General features: G+C 68.9%; 22 protein-coding genes and 1 pseudogene. 10 read left to right on the plus strand and 13 right to left on the minus strand.

Going from position 1 to position 20,043, the window contains the following annotated elements; genetic code table 11:
• Nucleotides 1-69 precede the first annotated feature (69 nt).
• A complete protein-coding gene (locus ACQPYK_RS26085; RefSeq protein WP_433235871.1) occupies nucleotides 70-3,303 on the minus strand; it encodes an efflux RND transporter permease subunit in 3,234 nt (1,077 codons plus the stop codon).
• Between the two features lie 113 nt (nucleotides 3,304-3,416).
• On the opposite strand from ACQPYK_RS26085, the gene ACQPYK_RS26090 reads away from it, so the two are divergent.
• From ACQPYK_RS26090 to ACQPYK_RS26100, 3 genes are all read left to right on the plus strand, one after another.
• The gene (locus ACQPYK_RS26090) at nucleotides 3,417-3,881 is read left to right on the plus strand and encodes a MarR family winged helix-turn-helix transcriptional regulator (RefSeq protein ID WP_433235874.1); all 465 of its coding nucleotides are present in this window, start codon (nucleotides 3,417-3,419) and stop codon (nucleotides 3,879-3,881) included.
• A gap of 150 nt (nucleotides 3,882-4,031) precedes the next feature.
• Complete coding sequence (locus tag ACQPYK_RS26095) at nucleotides 4,032-4,916, plus strand: RNA polymerase sigma-70 factor (protein WP_433235877.1); 885 nt, start codon at nucleotides 4,032-4,034, stop codon at nucleotides 4,914-4,916.
• Between the two features lie 82 nt (nucleotides 4,917-4,998).
• Nucleotides 4,999-5,364 carry a DoxX family protein gene (locus tag ACQPYK_RS26100; RefSeq protein ID WP_433235880.1) on the plus strand — a complete coding sequence of 122 codons (366 nt, stop codon included), beginning with the start codon at nucleotides 4,999-5,001 and terminating at the stop codon, nucleotides 5,362-5,364.
• Nucleotides 5,365-5,965: 601 nt separating this feature from the next.
• On the opposite strand, the pseudogene fbiC reads toward ACQPYK_RS26100, so the two are convergent.
• From fbiC to ACQPYK_RS26125, 5 genes and pseudogenes are all read right to left on the minus strand, one after another.
• Nucleotides 5,966-6,378, minus strand: a pseudogene (gene fbiC / locus ACQPYK_RS26105) (7,8-didemethyl-8-hydroxy-5-deazariboflavin synthase); the annotation flags it as partial.
• Between the two features lie 113 nt (nucleotides 6,379-6,491).
• A complete protein-coding gene (locus ACQPYK_RS26110) occupies nucleotides 6,492-6,881 on the minus strand; it encodes a PPOX class F420-dependent oxidoreductase (protein WP_433235882.1) in 390 nt (129 codons plus the stop codon).
• A gap of 105 nt (nucleotides 6,882-6,986) precedes the next feature.
• The gene (locus ACQPYK_RS26115) at nucleotides 6,987-7,523 is read right to left on the minus strand and encodes an RICIN domain-containing protein (protein ID WP_433235885.1); all 537 of its coding nucleotides are present in this window, start codon (nucleotides 7,521-7,523) and stop codon (nucleotides 6,987-6,989) included.
• A 267-nt stretch (nucleotides 7,524-7,790) separates the two neighbouring features.
• A complete protein-coding gene (locus ACQPYK_RS26120; RefSeq protein WP_433235888.1) occupies nucleotides 7,791-7,928 on the minus strand; it encodes a hypothetical protein in 138 nt (45 codons plus the stop codon).
• 25 nt (nucleotides 7,929-7,953) lie between these two features.
• A complete protein-coding gene (locus tag ACQPYK_RS26125) occupies nucleotides 7,954-8,646 on the minus strand; it encodes a TetR/AcrR family transcriptional regulator C-terminal domain-containing protein (protein WP_433235891.1) in 693 nt (230 codons plus the stop codon).
• A 66-nt stretch (nucleotides 8,647-8,712) separates the two neighbouring features.
• Between ACQPYK_RS26125 and ACQPYK_RS26130 the strand changes: the two genes are divergently transcribed.
• The 3 genes from ACQPYK_RS26130 (at nucleotide 8,713) to ACQPYK_RS26140 (ending at nucleotide 10,666) form a co-directional block, all read left to right on the plus strand.
• On the plus strand, nucleotides 8,713-9,867 hold the full coding sequence (locus ACQPYK_RS26130; RefSeq protein ID WP_433235894.1) for an FAD-dependent oxidoreductase: 1,155 nt from the start codon (nucleotides 8,713-8,715) through the stop codon (nucleotides 9,865-9,867).
• A 111-nt stretch (nucleotides 9,868-9,978) separates the two neighbouring features.
• Nucleotides 9,979-10,197, plus strand: a complete 219-nt coding sequence (locus tag ACQPYK_RS26135; RefSeq protein ID WP_433235897.1) for a site-specific integrase — start codon at nucleotides 9,979-9,981, stop codon at nucleotides 10,195-10,197.
• 241 nt (nucleotides 10,198-10,438) lie between these two features.
• On the plus strand, nucleotides 10,439-10,666 hold the full coding sequence (locus ACQPYK_RS26140; protein WP_433235900.1) for a hypothetical protein: 228 nt from the start codon (nucleotides 10,439-10,441) through the stop codon (nucleotides 10,664-10,666).
• On the opposite strand, the gene ACQPYK_RS26145 is transcribed toward ACQPYK_RS26140, so the two are convergent.
• The gene (locus ACQPYK_RS26145; RefSeq protein WP_433235902.1) at nucleotides 10,657-11,532 is read right to left on the minus strand and encodes an NAD-dependent epimerase/dehydratase family protein; all 876 of its coding nucleotides are present in this window, start codon (nucleotides 11,530-11,532) and stop codon (nucleotides 10,657-10,659) included. The two genes, ACQPYK_RS26140 and ACQPYK_RS26145, sit on opposite strands and share 10 nt — an antisense overlap.
• Nucleotides 11,533-11,663: 131 nt before the next feature.
• Between ACQPYK_RS26145 and ACQPYK_RS26150 the strand changes: the two genes are divergently transcribed.
• On the plus strand, nucleotides 11,664-12,200 hold the full coding sequence (locus tag ACQPYK_RS26150) for a MarR family winged helix-turn-helix transcriptional regulator (RefSeq protein WP_433235905.1): 537 nt from the start codon (nucleotides 11,664-11,666) through the stop codon (nucleotides 12,198-12,200).
• Nucleotides 12,201-12,262: 62 nt separating this feature from the next.
• On the opposite strand, the gene ACQPYK_RS26155 is transcribed toward ACQPYK_RS26150, so the two are convergent.
• Entirely contained in the window at nucleotides 12,263-12,571 is a 309-nt protein-coding gene (locus ACQPYK_RS26155) for a nitroreductase family protein (protein WP_433235908.1), read from the minus strand.
• A 261-nt stretch (nucleotides 12,572-12,832) separates the two neighbouring features.
• On the opposite strand from ACQPYK_RS26155, the gene ACQPYK_RS26160 reads away from it, so the two are divergent.
• Nucleotides 12,833-13,096, plus strand: a complete 264-nt coding sequence (locus ACQPYK_RS26160; RefSeq protein WP_433235911.1) for a hypothetical protein — start codon at nucleotides 12,833-12,835, stop codon at nucleotides 13,094-13,096.
• A gap of 127 nt (nucleotides 13,097-13,223) precedes the next feature.
• On the opposite strand, the gene ACQPYK_RS26165 is transcribed toward ACQPYK_RS26160, so the two are convergent.
• Entirely contained in the window at nucleotides 13,224-13,595 is a 372-nt protein-coding gene (locus ACQPYK_RS26165) for a ClpX C4-type zinc finger protein (protein ID WP_433235914.1), read from the minus strand.
• 295 nt (nucleotides 13,596-13,890) lie between these two features.
• Between ACQPYK_RS26165 and ACQPYK_RS26170 the strand changes: the two genes are divergently transcribed.
• On the plus strand, nucleotides 13,891-14,091 hold the full coding sequence (locus ACQPYK_RS26170; RefSeq protein ID WP_433235917.1) for a hypothetical protein: 201 nt from the start codon (nucleotides 13,891-13,893) through the stop codon (nucleotides 14,089-14,091).
• Here the strand turns inward: ACQPYK_RS26170 and ACQPYK_RS26175 are convergent, their stop codons facing one another.
• Both ACQPYK_RS26175 and ACQPYK_RS26180 read right to left on the minus strand, forming a co-directional pair.
• Entirely contained in the window at nucleotides 14,092-14,382 is a 291-nt protein-coding gene (locus ACQPYK_RS26175; RefSeq protein ID WP_433235920.1) for a hypothetical protein, read from the minus strand. It lies immediately after the preceding gene.
• A gap of 46 nt (nucleotides 14,383-14,428) precedes the next feature.
• Entirely contained in the window at nucleotides 14,429-14,881 is a 453-nt protein-coding gene (locus ACQPYK_RS26180; protein ID WP_433235923.1) for a carboxymuconolactone decarboxylase family protein, read from the minus strand.
• 95 nt (nucleotides 14,882-14,976) lie between these two features.
• On the opposite strand from ACQPYK_RS26180, the gene ACQPYK_RS26185 reads away from it, so the two are divergent.
• Nucleotides 14,977-17,748, plus strand: a complete 2,772-nt coding sequence (locus ACQPYK_RS26185; RefSeq protein WP_433235926.1) for a BTAD domain-containing putative transcriptional regulator — start codon at nucleotides 14,977-14,979, stop codon at nucleotides 17,746-17,748.
• Between the two features lie 1,291 nt (nucleotides 17,749-19,039).
• Here ACQPYK_RS26185 and ACQPYK_RS26190 read toward each other — a convergent pair.
• Both ACQPYK_RS26190 and ACQPYK_RS26195 read right to left on the minus strand, forming a co-directional pair.
• The gene (locus ACQPYK_RS26190; protein WP_433258913.1) at nucleotides 19,040-19,474 is read right to left on the minus strand and encodes a recombinase family protein; all 435 of its coding nucleotides are present in this window, start codon (nucleotides 19,472-19,474) and stop codon (nucleotides 19,040-19,042) included.
• Nucleotides 19,368-19,907, minus strand: coding sequence for a hypothetical protein (locus ACQPYK_RS26195; protein ID WP_433235929.1), 540 nt, complete (start codon nucleotides 19,905-19,907; stop codon nucleotides 19,368-19,370). The genes ACQPYK_RS26190 and ACQPYK_RS26195 overlap by 107 nt, the downstream gene beginning before the upstream one ends.
• Nucleotides 19,908-20,043: the final 136 nt, after the last annotated feature.

The raw sequence follows: 20,043 nt of genomic DNA on the forward strand, positions 1-20,043 counted from the left end.
GCCGCACGGTGGCAGCTGCCACCGTGCGGCGCTCGGCACGAATCCACCTCGGCCCCTGGCGAGCGACCCCTACCGGGCAGGGGCCAACTCGTCGGTTTCGTAGACCTTCACCTCGGCCTCGTGCCTGCCGCCCCTGGGCGTACGGCGAAAGCGTTCCTTGGTCCGCTCCACCATCACATACAAGGTCGGCACCAGCACCAGCGTCAGCAGCGTCGACGACAGCAGACCGCCGATCACCACGATCGCCAGCGGCTGGGAGATGAACCCGCCCGACCCCGTCAGGCCCAACGCCATCGGGATCAACGCGAAAATCGTCGCCACCGCGGTCATCAGAATCGGCCGCAGACGACGCCGGCCGCCCTCGACCACCGCTTCCACCACGCCCAGCCCCTGCTCACGGTACTGGTTGATCAGATCGATCAGCACGATGGCGTTGGTCACCACGATGCCGATCAGCATCAGCATGCCGATCAGCGCCGGCACTCCCAGCGGAGTACCCGTGGCCAGCAGCAGGCCGATCGCGCCGGTGGCGGCGAACGGCACCGACACCAGCAACACCAGCGGCTGCACGAAGCTCCGGAACGTCGCCACCATGATCATGAAAACGATGGCGATGGCCGCCAGCATCGCCAGCCCCAACTGACCGAACGCCTCAGCCTGATCGGCGCTGACACCGCCCACGGTGAAACTCGCCCCCGCCGGCAACGACAAATCCTTCAGCTTCGCCGTCAACGCGGTGGTGACACTGCCCAGATCGCTGCCGGTGGCCGTACCCGAAACCGTCGCGCTGCGCTCCCCGTCCACCCGAGTCACCTGGGTAGGTCCATCGACCTTGGCCACCTTGGCCACCTCCGACAGCCTGACCTGCCCGGTGGCCGTCGGCAGCTTCAGCGCACGCACCGCCTTCACATCCTCCGGCGCCTCACCACTACGCAGGACCAGATCACTGGCCCGGCCCTCGACGGTGACCTGACCCAACGGCGCACCGCGGAAGCGCTGCGCCACCACCTGCCCGATCTGCGCCTCGGTCAGCCCCTTGGCCGCCGCCTTCTCCCGATCGACCTGAACCTCGACACGCTGAGCGCTGGCCTCCAAGTTGGAGGAGACATCACGCAACCCGCCCAACTCGGCCATCACCCCCCGCACCGCCTCGGCCGCGCTACGCAGCGCCGCGGCATCGGGCGCCTGCACGATCACCTGAAGCTGGTTGGTCGATCCCCCCGGACCCCCCTGACCCCCGCCGACGGTGATCTCACCGACATCGGCCAACTCCTTGACACGCCGGCGCACCGCGTCCTGCACCGCGGCGCTGTCGGCACCCTCGGCCACCGTCACCGAGTAGGAGGCGCGATCGCCACCGCCACCCCCGGCCCCCATGAACCCGCCCCCGGAACCCACGTTGACCTGGTAGGACTCCACATCCTTGATGGAGCCCAGCACCCCCTCCACCTTCTTGGCCGCAGCGTCCGTAGTGGCCAGATCGGTGCCGGCCGGCATCTTCTGACTCACAGAGATCGTGTTCTGACCGGAGGAGTCCAGAAAGTTCGTCTCCAGCCTCCCCGCCAGACCCATCGTCGCCACGAAGACCACGACCCCGACCAGCACGGTGATCAACCGCCGCCTGGTCGCGAAACGCAACACCGGCAGATAGAGACGCTGCAACGGGCTGCGCAACTCCTTGGCCTCGGCCTCCTCACGCACCACACGCGCCCGCTCCGGGCTCAGCACCGGCGCCTTCAAAAACCACAGGGCCAGCACCGGCACCACCGTCAACGACACCAGCAGCGAAGCCAGCAACGCCACCGTCACCGTGATCGCGAACGGCGCGAACAACTGCCCCACCATGCCGCCGACCACCGCGATCGGCAAGAACACCGCCACCGTGGTCAGGGTCGAGGCGGTCACCGCGCCGCTCACCTCACGCACGCCCGCGACCACCGCATCCCGCTTGGCCTCGCCGTAGCCCAGATGCCGCTTGATGTTCTCCAAGACCACGATCGAGTCGTCCACCACACGCCCGACCGCGATGGTCAACGCCCCCAGCGTCAGCAGGTTCAGCGAGTAATCGCCCAACCACAGCGCCAGCAACGCGATGACCACCGACAGCGGGATGGACACCGCCGTCACCAACGTCGAACGCACCGACAACAAGAAGATCAAGATGACCAGCACCGCGAAGGCCAGGCCCAGCAGACCCTCAGTGGTCAGGTCCTCGATCGAGTTCTCCACATACGGCGCCTGGTCGAAGATCACAGTCACCGTAGAGGAATCACCGATCGCCTTGACGATGCCGGGAATCTTCTCGCGCACCGCGTGGGAGATCGCCACCGCGTTGCCGTCAGGCGTCATCGTCACCGACACACCCAAGCTCGGCTTACCGTTGGTGCGCGTCAGCGAGGCACGATCGGCCGGCGACACCTCCACCTTCGCGACATCACCCAGCTTCACCGGCCTGGGCGCCCGGACAGGCTGCGCCGGCCGGACCTGAGCGGCATTCTGCGCCGACGTCGCACCCGGCACCTGACGGCCCTGCTGCATCTGCTGCGGCTGCTGGGCGGCAACGGCCGGCGGCAGGTACAGATTCTCCAGATCCTCAACCGAGGAGATCCGGCTGCCGATCTGAACCGTCAACGACTTGTCGTCCTCCACCAGACTGCCGGCCGGAACAGGCTGGCCATTGGCGCGCAGCGCATCCGACACCGCGCTCGGCGCCAGCCCGCGCGCGGCGAGCTTCTTGACATCCGGAGTGATCACCACGTTCTCGTCGCGGGTGCCGGTCACCGTGGCCTCACGGACACCGTCGACGCCCTGCAACTGCGGCACCATGATCCGCTCCAGCCGGTCGGCCATGGCCCGCTCGTCATCACCGGCGTCCACCGCCAGCACCATCACCGGGATGTCGTCGGTGCTGCCGGCCAGCACCTGCGGATCCACCCCATCGGGCAGCTGGGCGTCGATGCGAGACAGCGCCTGCTGCATCTTCCCGACCGCTTCATCGATGTCGGTGCCGTACTCGAACGCCACCTGGATCTGCGACATCCCCTCCCGGGAGGTGGAGGTCACCTCGGTGACGCCGTCGATGCCCTGGAAGCTGTCTTCGATCGGCTTGGTGACCTGGTCCTCCACGATCTCGGGAGAGGCCCCCAGGTAGGGGGCGACCACGGACGCGCCCGGAAACGAAAGCGAGGGCAGCAACTGTTGTTTCAGCGATGGGATCGCGAAGGCGCCGAACGCGCTCAACACGACCGCGATCATTATGACGAGGCTGCGGTTGGCAAGGCTCAACCTGGCCAAGGCGGTCATGGGGGCGGACTCCTAGGGGATGTCACGATAAGTTTTGCCCACACTAACACTTCGCCTCGCACGAATATTTAACGACGCCTTGCAATCCTGATAACCTTCTCAGGAAGCGAGAGGTGAGTGTGAACGACGAACGCGACCAGCTGATCCATCAGATCGGCGAAATGCAACGCGACCTGGGACGACTCCTGGCCCAGAACCGTCCCCGATCCCCCCTCTTCGACTCCAACCTCACCATGCGCCAACTCAAAGTCGTCATGCTGCTGTCCTTCCAGGACTCCGCCTCCGGCCAAGACCTCGCCCACCACCTCGGCGTCGGCCTCGGCACCGTCACCGGCATCGTCGACCGCCTCGTCGGCCACGGCCTCGTCACCCGCCGCGAAGACCCCCACGACCGCCGCATCCGCCGCGTCGAACTCACCCCCGCCGGACGCACCCTCACCGAGCAGATCACCGACGCCGGCCTCGCCGACTTCCGCCTCCTCCTGCAACACCTCGACACCCCCACCCTGCGCGACCTGTCCGCCATCATGAAAAAGATCCAGGCCGTCACCACCTGCCACACCGAAAACCCCGCCTGAGACAAGACCCGCCCCGGCAGCGCCCGGGCGGCTTCCAGACTCGAAGCGGCAAAGGCCGATGTCTGCTCCGGGAGAGCGGGTCACCAGGCTGCTTCCCGGGAGCCGCCTCCGAACCTCGCCGTCGGCGTGCTACCGACGAGAGGGGCCACGATGCCCAGCGACACGGCGGTGCGCCGCTCCGCGGCCGAGCGGACGTTCACTGAGCACCGCGCTCTGCTGCACGCTGTCGCATACCGGGTACTGGGCAGCGTCACCGAGGCCGAGGACGTCGTGCAGGACGCCTGGCTACGCTGGAGCCGCGTCGACGTGGCCACCGTCGCGGACACGGAAGGCTACCTGGTTCGGGTGACCACCAGGCTGGCGATCGACCGGCTCCGCAGTGCGCGCGTGCGGCGAGAGTCATACGTCGGGCCATGGCTGCCCGAGCCGATCCTCACCAGCCCGGACGTCGCCGAGAACGCGGTGCTCGCCGACTCGGTGTCGACCGCGATGCTGTTCGTGCTGGAGACCCTGTCCCCGATGGAGCGTACGGTGTTCGTACTGAGCGAGGCTTTCGGCTACAGCCACGTCGAAATAGCGCGGTTCGTCGGGCGCAGCCACGCGACGGTACGGCAGACCGCGCACCGCGCCAAGAAAGCGATCGAGGCACGCCGCCGCCGCTACGACACCGACCAGGCGACCAGGCAGCAGGCCACCGAACGGTTCCTGGCCGCCTGCCTCGGCGGCGACCTGAAGGCTCTGATGGAGATCCTGGCGCCGGACGTGAAGCTGGTGAGCGACGGCGGCGGCCTCACCGGCGCGCCCCGCAAGCCGATCCACGGACCCGAGTACGTGGCCCGCGCGATCACCATCCTCTCCAAGCGCAGGCCTGACGACTCGCATGCTCAGGTGCTCCAGGTCAACGGCGGCCCGGGGATCGTCATCTACTCAGGACGCACGCCGATGCTGGCGATCACCTTGCACCTGCTGAACGGAGCGATCGAGACGGTACACGCGGTCAGCAACCCGGAGAAGCTGACCGGCATCGCACCGTGACCCATGTCACACGAGGGCACGTCACTCCATAGGACGCCGCCTCGTCCGTGAGACGACCGTTCTCACGTACAAGGAGACCTTCGTGTTCACTGCCTACCTCGCGGTCACCCTCCTCGCCTCGGCCGTCAACGGCCTGGCCGCCATCGCCAACCTCATCGGCCACGACCACCCCAAGAGCCAGGCGGACATGCTGCGCGTGCCCCGCTCCTGGATGCGCCCGTTGGGCACGCTGCTGGGGGCGGGCGCGCTGGGGCTGCTGACCGGGATCGCCGTACCGATGCTGGGGATGCTCGCCGCCGCCGGCCTCGTGCTGTACTTCCTCGGCGCGTTCGGCGCCCACCTGCGAGTCCGCGACCACCGCTTCGGCCCGTGGGCCATGTTCTTCTCCCTGGCGGTAGCCGCCCTGGCCATGAACCTGGCCTACCACGGACCGTTCGGCCGCGCATGACCATCAGTGCCGTCCTCGACGGCAGTCGCGTCGTGGCCGGCAGGGGCGCACCAGCAGTCCGCCCCTGCCCGTCCCAGCCGCCGAGTATGTCCCGCACCCGGCTCCCTATGCCACCACGTGATCGTCCCGCAGGGACCAGCGCGGGACGACCCCTCAACAGTGCGGCGGTAGGTGGCCGCCGGCCGCTCCGGTCGACCGTGGCGGGCCCGGCCCTGACCCGGCCGTGGGGCCAATGCCCAAGGGGCCGAACTCAGGATGAGGGCCGGTACGTCAGTCATGGCCGCCGGCATCTGCCGGTACGACCCGCACCTGAACCCGGAAAGCCAGGAGGACATCGAGAACCGACCGGATCCGGCGAGCTTCCGAGGATCCGTTGCTGGACGGATCACGACCCCCGCAAACAACTTCCGAGAACACGGCACCCGCATCGGCGGAGTCCGCGCTGAAGCGGCGGGGTTGCGCGGCGGGCTCTCACCGGAACCCAGGCCGTGCGACGCCCACGCCCCCGTACGCGGGCGTCGCACGGCTTTGTTTTTCGGGGATACTGTCTTTAGACCTTTGTAAATGATCTTGTAACCGCCAACCGCCTTTACAATGTAGATTAATAACTTGTGCCAACACGTTGTTGGCCGCTGATCAGCGGTAGCAGGTTCGGCCGCCATACGCCGTCGTGCTCACGGCCTGTCGCCAGGCGCTCCTCGTCGACCTCGCCGTAGGTGGTCGTTCGTTGGCGAGCGGGGCGACCGGCGGCGTGCGCCAGGGCCTAGAGGTCGGCGATCATCTTGTCGTTCTCAGAGCCCGCCATGCGGCTGATGGTCTCCCTCCCCCATCAGTGTGCCGCCCAGGTCGTTCACGCCGCCGCGGAGCACGTCGAGCACCCCCGCCGGGCCCGGCTTCACCCAGCTCGTCTGGATGTTCGGGATCCGGCCGTGCAGCAGCAGCCGGGCCAAGGGCGTGCACGGCCCGGTTCTCCCGGTACGCGGAGCCGGGGCGGGCGATGCCGGCCAGGTACAGCCGATCCGGGCGCCGACCGATTCGTTCAGCCGCTCGACCGGCCGCCGGGCTGACGCGAGCGCCGGCGGGGCGTTGAAACTCGCGCGATCTTCTCAGTGAGAGTCCACGGGCTTTCACACCTTGCGGCTCGACCGAGCCCCGTCCAACCCCCAAGAGATGATCTTGCTGGGCGTGATCGTGATGATCTCCCGCGAGAAGTACGGAACCGGCGGCTCGTGGTCCGTCAGAGCCACCGCCGAACCCCGGATCTCGATGCCGCGCACCACCCACGGGTCCACCGAGGCCAGGTCGTCCACGACGAACGACACGGTGCTGCCCTGCTGGACGTTCCTGAACTTCTTGGACACCCCCAGCGCGTGCCCGCCGATGGTGATCGTGCCCGAGGCGGCGTCCACGAAGAACCCCACGGGGTTGTTCTGCACCTGGCCGGCGGGAGAGACGGTGGCCAGACGGCCGAGACGCTGTCCGGCCAGATAGTCGAGTTCTGCCTGTGTGAAGACCATGCGGCCAGTATGTAACCTTGACGCCGACGTCAATCAAACCAGGGCGGTGGCGTCGTCACGCTCGCCGTCGCGGCCGTCTCGTGCCCCGCGAAGACCAGTCGCCAGTCAGGCGACGGTCTTCCACTCCTGGCTGGGAAGGTACGGCCACAGGCAGTCCCAGATCCAGACCTCGGTGGGGTCGTTGACCCCACCCCCCTCCACATCCAGGCACTTGCTCAGCGAGGCGTGCTTGGGCTCGTACTTGTCGTAGCCGCCACTGGTGGTGGACAGGAACCATCTCTGGTCGGAGGAGCCGACACAGTCCCAGATGAGGACGTTGCTCCCATTGGCGGTGCCCTGAGCACTGACGGCCAGGCATTTGTTGCTGTGGACGTTCTTGATGAAGTAGTACGGCTGGTCGCCATAGACCTGGCCGAAGAGCCATCGCTGGTTCGCGCCCCCATGGCAGGTCCACTGCCAGACGTTGGTCCCGTTGGCGGTGCCGTACCCGGCGACGTCGAGGCACTTGCCCGAATGCCTGGCCACGATCATGACGCCCGCCACCGCTCGGGCCGGTGCCACGAGCAGGCCGGTCAGCAGAAGCATGACGACCCCGACCACGCCGAGCCTGTACCTTGCCCAGTGACGCTCGAGTGAGGTCATTTCAGCCCCCTGCATCGTCGCGAGATTCCAGTGAAGTATCCGAGCGCTGGGCGGAAGCGGTCATGAGTCCCGGCGGTGAGACTTCTGTCCGTCCTGCCGCACCCGTCTGGACCATGGCCCGGACCGGGGTCAGGTCAGCAGCGTGAAGTGCGCGCCGATCACGCCCGGGGGCGAGGAACCGGCGGACAGCCGTTGGCTCCGAGAACGATCATGAACCGCTGGTGGACTATCTGGCCGAACAGCTGGGGATCAGTGACGCGTCGCAGGTCAAGAAGTACGCTGAGCGGCTGCGAAGCTGCGGATGGCGCAGCCCTTCCAGCGCCGCCCGGTCGTCCGGCGTCGGAGCTTGCCTTTGAACCAGTCGAGCAGGTGGGTGCGCAGTCCGGCGGCGTCATGCGGTGCCACAGATGTCACCTGGACATCCTGAGCGTCACGCCGGCGGCCGGGCGAGTTTGGCGGCCACAGCGTCGAGAACCCAGTCCAGGCCGGTCGCGAAGGACGCCTCGGCGTCCACCTCCGTGCCGTCGTGCACGACCTTGGCCAGCGCCGGGAAGCGGCCCGTGGCCAGCATCCTCATCACATGCGGGCCGGAGGCGCGCTGCCAGTCGCGCTTGGACAGGCCCGTGGCGCGCTCGGCCCGCAGGTTCGCGATCTCGCGCCTGATCGCGCCAGTGAAGTAGGCGCTGACGGTCTCCACGGCGCGCATGACGGTCTCGAGGTCGGCGAGGCCGTCGAAGGCGGCCAGCGTGGCCTCGGTCACGGCGAGGGCGTTCGGGCCCAGGGTCGGACGGCCGCCGAGCAGGTCGGCCAGCCATTCGTGACGGAGGGTGGCCTGCCTGGTGCGGTGGGCGCGGACGCGCAGCACCTCCCGCCAGTCCCCGGGCCGCTCCTCGGGGAGGATCTCGGCGTGGACCTCGTCCACCATGAGGTCGAACAGCTCCTCCTTGGTGGAGATGTATCCGTACAGTCGCATCGGACGGGCGTCCAGCTGGGCGGCGACCTTGCGCAACGACACGGCCTCCAGCCCGCCCTCGTCGGCCAGAGCGATGGCGGCGGCGATGATCCGCTCCCGGCCGAGCGGCGCGGCGCGAAACTGCGGCTCCGGCCGGTCCCATACAGTCATGGGCTCCATCGTACTGTTGCGATATGTCGCAATCGTCAAGTACAGTGCGTCGCTATGATACACCGTATGATACAGCGTATCGCTGTAGTCGGAGGCGGCCCGGCCGGCCTCGCCTTCGCCCGCGTCCTGCACCGCCACGATCACCCCGTCACCGTCTTCGAACGCGATCCCGCCCCCGACGCCCGTCCCCCGGGCGGCACGCTGGACCTGCACGAAGGGATGGGCCAGCTCGCGCTGGGCAAGGCGGGGCTGCTGGCGGAGTTCCAGGCGCTGTCCCGTCCCGAGGGGCAGGCCATGCGCATCCTGGACGCGGACGGGACCGTCCTCCGCGACTGGCGACCCCGTCCGGGTGACCGGGCCAATCCCGAGATCGACCGCGGGCAACTCCGTGACCTGCTGCTCGGCCCCTTGGACGTTCAGTGGGGGCGGGGCGTGACGGAGGTGGTGCCGGGGACCCGGGAGGACGTGCTGGTCCGTTTCGCGGACGGGCGAGAGGAGACGTTCGACCTCGTGGTCGGCGCGGACGGCGCCTGGTCCCGGGTCCGCCCGGCGGTCTCGTCCGCGACGCCGCACTACACCGGGGTCACCATGGTCGAGACGTCCCTGGACGACGTCGACATCCGCCACCCCGACCTCGCCCGCCTGATCGGCGACGGCTCCATGGCTGTGTACGGCGTGAACCGCGGCCTCGTCGCCCAGCGCAACAGCGGCGGCCACGTCAAGGTGTACGCCCAGTTCCGCGCGCCGCTGGACTGGCACACGAACCTGGAACGGCGCGCAGGCATGGACGCGGGCCTGGACGTGGCCGACGTCGAGGCCGTGCGATCAAGCCTGCTGGCTCTGTTCGACGGCTGGGCCGCTCCCGTCCTCGACCTCCTCCGCCACGGCACCGCTTTCGTCCACCGCCCCCTCCACGTCCTGCCCGTGTCCCACACCTGGGCCCATGTCCCCGGGGTGACGTTACTGGGCGACGCCGCCCACCTGATGCCCCCATTGGGGGTGGGCGCGAACCTAGCGATGCTGGAAGGCGCCGAACTCGCCGAGTCCGTCACCGCCGCCCCCGGCCCTGGCGATCTGGACGAGGCCGTCCGCGCCTTCGAGGAACAGATGTGGGCACGGGCCGGCAAGTGGGCGAAGATCACGATGGCCGGTCTGGAACGCCTCGTGAGCCCGGACCCCGCCGACGCCCTCGCCCTCTTCGACGAGGTTCAGCCATCCTGACTGCCAAACGCGAGAGCACCAGCAGCTCGCCACGGCTTCACGGGGCAGCACGGCACCGCCGTGGTTCCTTCCCGCAGATACCGCCCGCCATACGAACTCCGCCACGGGGCGGTGAGACTGGCAACCGACTTTCTCACCGACCTGGCCGATACCGGCGCCTCCCCCCACACCCGGCGCGCCTACCGCGGAAACCTGGTCGCCTTCGCCGCCCACCACGGCGAGGAGATCGACGCGCTGACCGCCGCGTCCATCCGGGCCCACCCGGCCGAGCTCGCCGACCTGTCGGGTCCAGCCGAGATACGGGTGATACCGGCCATGGGTGGGTCTTGAAGACGCCGGCCTGGGCAGACGGCAGCTCGCACATAGGGTTGAGCACCGCCCCGACTTCCGAGATCAGCCGATCTCGGAAGTCGTCTCCAGGCTGTACTTCCGAGATCTCGACCCCGGCTTTGGACCTTCCCGTCTCGCCGCCCATGCCCGGCGGGTCTGGCCTTCTTCGCTTACAGGTTCACGACCTGGGTGTTCTGCGCGGCGGCGATCTTCCACTCCCCCAGCCCGACAGACGCTTGCCGTGGCCGGTGGTCCAGACGGGGTCCTGGGTGCGGAACAGGCTCATGAACGCAGCGGGCAGTTCGTTCTGCTGGGCGTGCTCGACGTCGGCGACGAACTGGACGATCGCGTCGACCTCGGCCTGCTACGCGTCGGTGGTGCCGAAAACCTGGATGCTCATTGCCTTCTCCTCATGGTCAAGCGTTGTCGTGGTGCTGATCCGGGGGTGGTGCCGTCGTCCTACCGGTAGGAGCCTTCGACGAGGTCGGCGATCGCGCCGTCGCGCTGGGGACGCCAGCCGAGCTTGTCGCGTGCGGCGTCGCCGCTGACGCTCTGGTCGAGGGCGAGGGCGTCGGCGAACAGGGCGCCGAGCGCCTCACGCGCCTGGTCGAGCGGCCAGCCCTGCGGTTCCGCCTGGACACCGGCGGCGCGTCCGGCCGCGGAAGCGAGGTCGTGGACGGCGACCGCGGTCTCGGTCACACCGTGCCAGAGCGACCCGGCGGGCGCCCGCTCCACTGCGGCGACGAACAGGTCGGCGAGGTCGTCGACGTGCACCATGGGCCAGCGCACCGCCTCTTCCCCGACGAACCTCGGCGCCGCGTGTTCGCGGGCCAGGTTCACCAGGAGAGCGGGAATGCCGCCACCCCGGCCGTGCACGATGCCCGGGCGGATCACCAGGGCGCGCACACCGCTCTCGGCGGTGTCGAGCACCTGGCGCTCGATCGTCGGCCGGTATCCCACGATCGGGATGGGGTTGGCAGGGGTGTTCTCGTCAACGGGGCCGGGCCCGGTGGCTCCCAGCACCCAGACACCGCTGGTGTAGACGAAAGCCCGCCCGGTGCCGCGCAGCGGATCCGTCAGCGCGGCGATCGCAGCGGCGTCAGTCTCGGCGTCTCCGGTGGGCGTCGCCATGTTGATCACAGCGTCTATGTCGGGGGTCACCGCCTGGGTGAGCGAACGCGGATCGGTCAGGTCGCCGACACGCTGTTCACGCCCGTTCTCCGGGCGGTCGTCGGTGGCGCGGGTCAGTTCGACGATCTGGTGTCCGGCCTCGTCCAGGTGGTCCGCAACCGCCGAGCCGAGGTAACCGCCGGCACCGATAAGCAAGATCTTCATCAAAGTCTCCCTCGAAAATTTCGATGTCGAAAATTTAAACCATGGTGTTTGCAAGAGTCAAATCCTTCGATGTCTAAGTGTTAGCCTCTGTGCGAAGCCCACGCTCAGGACAGCTCAGGACAGGACTCACGATGACGACCGACGAACCCCACGACGGAGTGGACGTGATCATCAGCCAGTGGCAGACGGCGCGTCCCGATCTGGACTGCTCACCGATGGAGATCATCGGTCGGCTGTCCCGGGTCTCCCGCCTCCTCGAACGTGCCATCAGGGACCACTTCTCCGTGTACGGCATCGAGCCCTGGGAGTTCGATGTGCTGGCCACCCTGCTGCGCTCCGGGCCGCCCCACGTCCTCAACGCCGGCGAACTCAGCACGGCGGCGATGGTCAGCTCGGCCGCCCTGACCAACCGCATCGACCGGCTCGAGAAAAGGGGCCTGGTCGACCGCGCCGTCGATCCGGCCCACCGGCGCCGCGTCCTGATCTCCCTCACCGATCAAGGGCTGAGCCTGGTCAACAGGCTCGTCGAGCATCACGTCGCCAGCGAGCGGCGGCTCCTGGACGGCCTGAGCTCCGCCGACCGCGACCAGATCACCGTGCTCCTGCGCCGCCTGCTCGTCTCCCTTGGCGACACGGGCCCGGACACGTCCGCCACCGGCGCATGCTGAGAACGCGTCGCGTCACCGTCTCACAGCCGGCCGTCGAGGTGGGCGAGCCATCTCAACCGTGATCACACCGGCGTGACGCGACGCGTTTCCGGACGGCCGGATCGCCGGTCATCCGCGTCGGGGACGGTCTCCAGGTGGGTCACCGGTCCCACGCACAGCCACGCGACGGGGCGGATTGGCGCGGGGATGGCGAGAAGGTCGTTCAGGAACGGCTCGCGGTAGAACGACACCCAACCGACACCGAGATTCTCGGCGGTGGCGGCCAGCCAGAGATTCTGGATGGCCAGGCACACCGAGTACAGGCCCGCGTCGGCGATGGCGTGGCGGCCGAGAACGGCGGGGCCGCCCCGATCCGGGTCATAGGTGACCACGATCGACAGTGTGGACTCCAGTACTCCCTCGATCTCGACCCGGGCGAACCGCCGTATGGCGGAGGCGTCACGGGAGGTGCAGTGGCGGCCTCGCGTCGGGCGGAGGCGGCGGCGAGCGCTCCCCGCGATCCGTTTTTGATCACTACGGTCGGGGTGAGCTCGGCGAGACGGGACAGGGCGTCGTCGAGCTCGTCGCATCTGGTGAGCCGACGGGCCTCGGCCGTGTTGGGGGCGAACACGTCCACGGCCCGGAGCGCGTTGATGATCACGGGGAGGGACCTGACCGCCCAGACGGGGCGCAAGAGCTACCGGCGGGTGACCTGGCGCAGAGGCTCCAAGGGTGCGATGCGCTCTCGGTTTCGGGTCCAGGCCGTGCGTCCGGCCGGGGTCGCGGCCCGCACGCACGCGATGGCCCGGGCCGCAGGGGCGGCCGGCTGGGACGGGGTGCCACCCGCGCTGACGTTGCTCAGCTGCGATATTCCCGGCCCGACCCGGCCAGAAAATCACCCGCCCGAACAAACCTAACGAAGTACTACTAGACGAGTAAGTCCAGAGTCCGGTGTCGTGTCTCAGTGAATCTGCTCCGGCCCGGCCGATCGTCTCAGCCGATCTGCCGAGTGCAGTTCGGTAGAGCCCGGCCAGGTCGGGGCCCTCATTCCTCGCCGGAGAACCTTTCCCAGGCCGACTGCCGGGCCATGCCCAGGGCGGCGCCGATCCTGGCCCAGGTGACGCCCCGATCGCGCAGCCGGTCCACCCAGACCTGGAGGTTGGCGTCGACCTGGGCACTCACGGTGGCGATACGAGGCAGGAACTCGAGGATCTGCTCGTCGGTCATGCTGTCCGGCCAGGGGATCTCGGTGTCCGTCGGGGATTCGGCCGCCGTGTCGAGGATGGCGATGCACAACTGCACGCACTCGTTGCAGATGTAGACGCCAGGGCCGGCGATCACCTTGTCCACGTCGGTCTTCGATTTCGTGCAGAAGGAGCAGTGGATTGCCTGGTCGTTCAGAGATGGGGCGGGCATGTGATCCTCCCAAACCGACGACCGTCAGGATTCTCCTGACAGGGTGATCGCCACTCTAGGTTGTCAGGGCATACCTGACAAGCTATGTTCGGGACGCGACAGCCCTCGTGAAGCAGAATCAGCAAGACGAATGCCGCCGGCTGCACTCAGACCAAGTGAGACAACCCGATGATCACGAAGGTCCGGTTCGACGGCCCGTCTCACTCCACCTACTGAACAACCGAACGGCCAGGGCCTGCCCCGGCTCACCGCGCCGGTCTGCCTGCTGGTCGCGGCCGGGATCGCGGCAGGCTCCGTGATCGGCAAAGCACGCGCGCAGCGGGTGCCGGAAAAGCCGGCCCGGCTGACAGTGCTGTCGCTCGCGCCGGCCGGCGGGCTCACCACGCTGGGCAAAGGACTGTGGGGCCGGCGATCGGGGGCTCCCCCGATCTTCTTGGTCTCTGCCGATGTCTCTGGCGGTGAGAACCCGGTCACCGGCGGCTGTCACCCGGCGTGATCAGTGCTCGTCGACGACCTGACCGTTCAGGGCGGTGGCGTCCTTGGTGAGGGCCATGGTCAGCGGCGCCTCCGGGAAGGTGGGGAGGGCGGCGAGCGCGGCGCCCAGCTGCTCGGCGGTCTCCCAGTGCCAGGTGTCGGTGTAGGTGCCGTCCTCGAGCTGGATCAGCACGACGTGGGTGAGCCCGGGGTGCCCCTTCCGGACGGTCGCGATCAGCGAGCTCCGGCGGGCCAGGAACTCCTCCAGGTCGGCGTCAGCGACGGAGTAGCGGTGCGAGCGGATGACGGACATGTCGGTGTCTCCTTCTGTTTCTGTTTCTGTGCGTGGGGGCCGGGGCTTACCAGCTGCCGGCGACCTGCCGGATCGGGGCGTTCAGGCGGTTGAAGAGGTTGGTGACGGCGGTCATCAGCAGGATCGAGGCCAGCTGCTGCTCGTCGAAGTGGTCGGCGGCGTTGTTCCAGACCTCGTCGGAGACGGCGTCGGCGCGGTCGGCCAGCCGGGTCGAGGCCTCGGCCAGCTCCAGCGCGGCCCGCTCGGTGTCGGTGTAGTACGGGGCCTCGCGCCAGGCGGCGACCAGGCCGACGCGCTCGTCGCTCTCACCGAGCTTGCGCAGGTTCTTCAGGCCGGCGTCCACGCAGAAGCTACAGCCGTTGATCTGGCTGACCCGCAGGTGGATCATCTCCATGAGCTCCTGAGGGAGACCCTGCGACTGAGCCGCCTTCATCAGCTCCATGATCGGCTTCATCGCGGTGGGGATGACCGTGGCGGGGTTCTTCATCCGGGCTTCCATCGTGTTTCCTTCGTCTCGGTTCGTGTGAGATCAGAATGGCTGCCCGGATTGATACATTCGCTATGCGCGCACGATGCGATGGTGATGGGGGGACGATGCTGCGCTTCACCCTTCTCGGCTCCGTCCAGATGATCGTCGACGGTGCGCCGCTGACGGGCATCGCCCCACGTCACCGGGCTGTGCTGGCCTACCTCTTGCTCAACGCCGGCCGGGTGATCAGCATCGAGCGGCTGATCGACGCGATGTGGGGCTACGACCGGCCCGACACCGCCCGATCGCAGATCCATGCCTCGATCACCGCGATCCGCAAGGTGCTGCGTGGTGCGGGAGCCGTACGGCTCCTCCAGACGCGTGCCGGCGGTTACGTCGCGCAGCCGGAGCCCGGGCAGGTCGACACGCAGGAGTTCACCGAGCTGGCAGCCGCAGGTGAGCTGCGCAAGGCCCTGGATCTGTGGAGCGGCGAGGCTCTGGAGGACGTGCACGCGCATTACGTCACCGGCGTCCGGGAGCTCTGGAACGACCGGCGGCTGTCGGCATACGAGCGCCTGGTGGAGGACGAGCTCGCCGCCGGACGGCACGGCGATCTGCTCGACGAGCTCGCCGCCCAGGTGACCGCCGACCCGCTCCGCGAGAAGCTCAACGGCCACCTCGTCCTGGCCCTGCACCGGGCGGGGCGGCAGGCCGACGCCCTCGCCGCGGCGCGTTCCTACCGTACGGCTCTCGCGGACGAGCAGGGGCTGGATCCCGGGCGCGCCTTCACCGAGCTTGAGCGGGCGGTCCTGGCGGATGATCCGGCGTTGCGCCTGGCCGACGCGGCGCCGGTCGTTTCCGGCCCGCCGCGTCGCTCCAGCTTCCTGCCCTACGACATCCCCGATTTCTCCGGACGGACCGCCGAGTTGGAGCGGCTCGTGGGCGAGCACCACGGGTCGGCGGTCGTCACGATCGACGGCATGGCCGGGATCGGCAAGACCACGCTCGCCGTCCACGTGGCCCACCGGCTGGCCGCCCGCTATCCGGACGGCCGGCTCTTCATCGACCTGCAGGCCCACACCGCAGGCCGGGAGCCGATCGACGCCGCTGCCGCGCTGGAGGCCCTCCTCCGCCAGCTCGGGGTGCCCGCCGAGCGTATCCCGGTCACGCTGGTCGAGCGGAGCGCCCTCTGGCGCGCCGAGCTGGCCGATCGCCGCGTGCTCGCCGTACTGGACAATGCCTTCGACGCCGAGCACGTGCGCCCCCTGCTGCCGGGGCACTCCGACGCCCTCGTCCTGATCACCAGCAGGCGGCGGCTCGTCGGCCTGGACGGCACCCACGCGCTGTCGGTCGACGTGCTGGGCGAACAGGACGCCGCCGAGTTGTTCGAGCGGATCGTGGGCGAACGCGCTCACCACGAGCGGGACGCCGTACGCGAAGTGCTGCAGCTGTGCGGGCACCTCCCGCTCGCCATCCGGATCTCGGCCGCCCGCCTCCAGCACCGCCCGCGCTGGAGCGTGTCCTACCTGGCGGGCCGGCTGCGGGACCATCGCCGGCTCCTGGACGGGGTGTCGGCGGCCTTCGCCCTCTCCTACGAGCAACTCCATGAGGCCGAGCAGCGCATGTTCCGCCTGCTCGGGCTGGTGCCCGGACGCGACATCGACCCGTACGGCGCGGCCGCGCTGGCGGGGATCTCACAGGAGGAGGCGGACGATCTCCTCGAAGGCCTCCTCGACGCCCACATGCTCCTGCAGCTCGAACCGGGCCGATACACCTTCCACGACCTGCTCCGCGAGCACGCGCGCTCGATCGCCGAGGACGACGGCGCCCTCCTGCGGCTGCTCACCTACTACCTGCACCGTTCCCGCGCGGCGATGGACCGGCTCTTCCCGGACAGCCTCGGCCAGCGGGAGGGCATCCCCCAGCCGGCCGTCCCGATCGCGTCCATCCGCCACGCCGCGGAGGCGATCACCTGGCTCGACGCCGAACGCTCCAACATCATCGCGACCGCCGTCCACGGCCCCGAGATCTGCCTGGGCATGCTGGCCCTGGCGATGCGCACCTACCTCGACCGGCAGGCGCACCACGACGACGCGATCACCCTGCACACCCTGTCGCTCCAGCGCAGCCGCAAGCTCGGCCACCGCGAGTTCGAGGCGCGAGCGCTCACCGACCTGGCGTGGACCTACTGGCGGCTCGGGGAGTACGAGCGAGCACAGGAGCACGCTCACCAGGCGCTCGACGCGTGCGAGGTCGCCTACGAACGGGCTCGGGCCCTGCTCACCCTGGGCAACGTGGCCCTGCGCCGCCGGCAGGACACGCAGGCGGAGCAGTACCTCAAGCAGGCGCTCGACCTCACCCGGATCGGCGCCGACACCTGGGGCGAGGCCCACGTGCTCGGCATCCTCGCCCTCGTCCTCGACCGTGCCGACCGTCCGGAGGAGGCCCGGCGCCATCTCGACCTGGCACTGGTGCTCCACCGCAAGGTCGGAAACCCGGCCGGAGAGGCGGTGATCCTCAACCACCTCGGCGTCGTCCTCCGGCATCAAGGCGAGCTCGCTCAGGCACGCACCCGTCACGAGCAGGCCGCGGCTCTCTACCGCAGGCTCGGCAACACCACCGACGAGGCGGCCGCACTCAACGGGCTGGCCGAGGCGGCGGGCGACCCGGCTCGGGCCGTCGAAGAGCACACGGCCGCGCTCGCGCTCGCCGACCTGACGCGCAACCGGCCGGAGCAGGCGCGTGCTCACGATGGGCTGGCGCGCGCCCACCTCGCACTCGGGCACTCGGAGCAGGCTTGTGAGCATGGGCGGCTGGCTCTCGGCCTTTACCGGGAGCTCGATGTTCCGGAGGCCGAGGAGGTCCGTGCCTTCCTGGAACACGCCGGTGAAGTGTGACTATCCGGCTCGGCGCCAAGCCGGACCGAGGGGCGGGCCTGCCCGAAGCCGAATGTGAACGAAGCCGACGCCAAGGCCGCCCGTACCCCCGGGCACCAAGGCCGCCGCCGCGGTCCGGCTCCTGACAGACGAGTACGACGTCGACGCCGCCGAAGCCCGAGAGGACAAGATGCAGCGCGATGGACAGCGGCGGGGAGTGGCGGTCACCCAGCAGCCGCTCAACTATCCGGTTCGGTCGAGTGCCTTCCGTGGTGGCCGTAGATGCACCTCATGAGGGTGTGTGACGCCATCATGGCGTCTCCGACGTCAACGTTGCCATCCGGGTGTGGTGGGGCAGGCCGTCGTGCCGCTCGGCTCCAGCCGGGGAGCCGGCCCGTTTGCCGAGCGAGGCTCGATGATCGGCACGGAAGGGCTTGATGGGGCGATGCGGTTACCTCGACGGGGCCCGGCGGTACAGGGTCCGTGACCAGAGGTAGCCGACCAGGGCGATCCCTGCGCACCAGGCGGCGACGATCCACGCGCTGTTGCCGATTGGGGTGCCCATCAGCAGGCCCGCAGGGTCTCGATGATCGGCGTGGACGGCTGGTACCGGCCCGCCAGTAGGAGCGGAACGATGAACCGGGTTTGGCATCACATTTGTTGACGCTGTGCGGGATGATGATCGGCGGCGGCTCTGTCGTGATCTCTGACGGAAGTCACTGACCAGCCGATCTCTACAGCAGAGGTGCCTGATGGTCCTGCCGGTGATGACGGTGGAGCAGCGTGCGATGGCGTTGGTGAAGGCGGCCGAGGCGCGTACGGCGCGTCGTGCGCTGTTGGCGGAGGTGGCCTCCGGTGCGGTGAGTGTGGCGGAGGGGTTCGGGCGCAGCGGGCAGGACACGGGTGGTTCAGGTCTTGCGGGCCGGCCAGGGTCGCGGCGTTGATGGCCACCTGCGGGGTGGCGGAGAAGCGGCGTGTTGGCACGCTGACCGGAGCAGCAGCGCGAGCGACTTCTGCGGGCCTTGATCAGCTGACAGCGCCAGGACTGATCGTGTGCGCTACCGGAGCTCTGCCTTCGGGTGAGGTCGGCTCTGCAGGCGCTGGCGAAGTTCGGTCTCCTCCGCCGTCAGCGCCTGGCCCGGGCGTTGGATGCGGGCCGGGCGGGGGATGTCTTCGCCTTGCAGGAGGGCGAAGTCGGCGTGGGCCGCCTCGACGGCTTCGGGATAGGCCTGGGTCTTCTCATGTTCGGCGAGGGCCCGGTAGATGCTGGCCAGGGACGGGTTCTCGCCTTTGCGCTTCCCGGTGGGGATGATCAGGTCTCGGCGGATGTCCTTGACGCGTTCCCGGCGGCCTTGCGGCGCAGCAGGGTGTGCAGCATGTCGTCGAGGATCACCGGGGGGCGGCCGCCGTGCTTACCCTTGCGGGCGGCGGCGTCCAGGCCCTCCAGGGTGGACTCGCGGATGGCTTCGCGTTCGGTCTCGGCCATCGCGGCGAAGAAGGCGAACAGCATCCGGCCCGGCCCCGACGGATCGTAGATCCCGGCCAGCGGCCCGGCGAGCATCTCCAGCACCAAGCCGTGCGTGGTGAGGTGGTCGGCCAGCGCGGTGAGTTCGGCGGCATCGCGGCCCAGGCGTTTCATCTCATACACGGTCAGGATGACCCGGCAGTGCGGGGCGTGCGCCTTGATCTGGCGGGCCAGGGCGAGCGCCGCTTCGGTCAGGCCGCCGGTGGTCAGGTCGCTGAGCAGATCGCCGGTGGGCTCGGCACGTCTGGCCAGAACCAGTTCGTGCAGATAACTCCCCCAGCCCCATCATGGCGCCGTATCGCTCCTCGGGCGCGGTGTCGTTGTCGTTCACCGCGATCGCGTACTGCTGGAAGGACTCGCGCTCAGCGTAGGGCACGCCGAGCAGCTCGCAGATGAGCAGCGTGGGAATGGGCAGCGCGAACGCCGTCACCAAGTCCACCGGCGGCCCGTGCCGTTCCATTGCGTCCAGATGCTCGGCGGTGATCTGCTCAACGCGCTCGGTGAGCAGGCGTATCCGGCGCGCGGTGAACGTGCCGGTGAGGAGCTTGCGGTAGCGGGTGTGCTCGGGCGGGTCGAGCCCGATGAACATACCGGGTGGCGCCGGAGGTATCTCGGGGATGACCGGTCCGGGAAGCGGGGTTGTGCATGAGCTCATGCCGTGAGCTGAAACGGGGGTCGGCCAGTATCGTGCGGATCAGCGCATGGCTGGTTGCCAGCCAGCCCATGTGCCCGTCAGGGTAGGCCATCCGGCTGATCGGCTGCCGCTCGCGCAGCGCTGTCAGCTCTTCGGG

This window comes from Streptosporangium sp. CA-135522 (assembly GCF_050949235.1).
Classification (GTDB): Bacteria; Actinomycetota; Actinomycetes; order Streptosporangiales; family Streptosporangiaceae; genus Streptosporangium.

Excerpts from the sequence above, each read along its gene's own strand:
- ACQPYK_RS26125 (WP_433235891.1), bottom strand. The coding sequence starts at position 8,646 with ATGACTGTATGGGACCGGCCGGAGCCGCAGTTTCGCGCCGCGCCGCTC.
- ACQPYK_RS26085 (WP_433235871.1), bottom strand. The coding sequence starts at position 3,303 with ATGACCGCCTTGGCCAGGTTGAGCCTTGCCAACCGCAGCCTCGTCATA.
- ACQPYK_RS26180 (WP_433235923.1), bottom strand. The coding sequence starts at position 14,881 with ATGGAAGCCCGGATGAAGAACCCCGCCACGGTCATCCCCACCGCGATG.
- ACQPYK_RS26130 (WP_433235894.1), top strand. The coding sequence starts at position 8,713 with ATGATACAGCGTATCGCTGTAGTCGGAGGCGGCCCGGCCGGCCTCGCC.
- ACQPYK_RS26095 (WP_433235877.1), top strand. The coding sequence starts at position 4,032 with ATGCCCAGCGACACGGCGGTGCGCCGCTCCGCGGCCGAGCGGACGTTC.
- ACQPYK_RS26145 (WP_433235902.1), bottom strand. The coding sequence starts at position 11,532 with ATGAAGATCTTGCTTATCGGTGCCGGCGGTTACCTCGGCTCGGCGGTT.
- ACQPYK_RS26110 (WP_433235882.1), bottom strand. The coding sequence starts at position 6,881 with ATGGTCTTCACACAGGCAGAACTCGACTATCTGGCCGGACAGCGTCTC.
- ACQPYK_RS26150 (WP_433235905.1), top strand. The coding sequence starts at position 11,664 with ATGACGACCGACGAACCCCACGACGGAGTGGACGTGATCATCAGCCAG.
- ACQPYK_RS26175 (WP_433235920.1), bottom strand. The coding sequence starts at position 14,382 with ATGTCCGTCATCCGCTCGCACCGCTACTCCGTCGCTGACGCCGACCTG.
- ACQPYK_RS26195 (WP_433235929.1), bottom strand. The coding sequence starts at position 19,907 with ATGAGCTCATGCACAACCCCGCTTCCCGGACCGGTCATCCCCGAGATA.
- ACQPYK_RS26160 (WP_433235911.1), top strand. The coding sequence starts at position 12,833 with ATGATCACGGGGAGGGACCTGACCGCCCAGACGGGGCGCAAGAGCTAC.
- ACQPYK_RS26115 (WP_433235885.1), bottom strand. The coding sequence starts at position 7,523 with ATGACCTCACTCGAGCGTCACTGGGCAAGGTACAGGCTCGGCGTGGTC.
- ACQPYK_RS26185 (WP_433235926.1), top strand. The coding sequence starts at position 14,977 with ATGCTGCGCTTCACCCTTCTCGGCTCCGTCCAGATGATCGTCGACGGT.
- ACQPYK_RS26165 (WP_433235914.1), bottom strand. The coding sequence starts at position 13,595 with ATGCCCGCCCCATCTCTGAACGACCAGGCAATCCACTGCTCCTTCTGC.